This is a genomic window from Pseudoalteromonas sp. NZS100_1 (assembly GCF_015864285.1).
Lineage (GTDB): Bacteria > Pseudomonadota > Gammaproteobacteria > Enterobacterales > Alteromonadaceae > Pseudoalteromonas > Pseudoalteromonas arctica.
In genome coordinates this window covers 1-779 of sequence record NZ_JADYXN010000134.1, presented here as the reverse complement: position 1 = coordinate 779, position 779 = coordinate 1, and the positions used below count along the sequence as shown (strand labels likewise).

1 protein-coding gene is annotated in these 779 nt (G+C 38.5%); it reads left to right on the top strand.

Annotated features, from left to right (window positions below; translation table 11 throughout):
- Positions 1-567, top strand: a 567-nt coding sequence (locus I6F66_RS20940) for a transposase (RefSeq protein WP_368668202.1), incomplete at its 5' end; no start/stop codon positions are given.
- Between the last annotated feature and the right edge of the window lie 212 nt (positions 568-779).

Sequence of the window (779 nt, the reverse complement as noted above, 5' to 3'; positions counted from 1 at the left end):
AGCTGGTTTATGCGCTTATTAAATGAAGGTATTGCGCGCAGAGCGAACAAAGAAGATAACTGCACAGGACGGTTCTGGGAGGGACGCTTTACGTCTCAAGCATTACTAGATGAAGCATCCCTTGCCGCCTGTATGGCGTATGTCGATTTAAACCCAATTAGAGCTAAAATGGCTAATACCCCAGAAGAGTCAGACCATACCAGCGTCCAAAAACGTTTAACACACGCAAGAGATGGTAAACAACCAAAACAACTACTTCGCTTTGCAGGCATGCCACGTCAAATAATGCCAAAAGGGCTCCCGTTTGAGCTTAAATCGTACCTTGAACTTGTTGAATTAACAGGACGTTGTATACGAGAAGATAAGCGAGGGTATATTGAAAGTGCACATTTGCCTTTACTAGAAAGAGTGAATATATCACCAGAAAACTGGTTAAAACTCACCACACAATTTACACGCGTATTTCATGGTGCAGTAGGCAGTCCCACTTCACAAGCAAGTTACTGTGAAAATTTAAACAGAAAACGGCGAGCGAACATCAGTAACTGCCAAAAGCTTCTCGCATAAACTTAAACTACTCAGTAAAATTATTCAGTAATAAATCACAACTGCATCATGCAGTTATTTTTGTGCATGTAATTTAAGATTAACAGCGGTAATGTTTTATTTAATGAATTAAATAAAAGAAATAGATAAGGAAAGGTAAGTTTTTAACATAAAAAGTAGATTTTATGGCACAGTTTAGCTTGCACAATTAGAGTGGCTGTCTAGTTTAATTC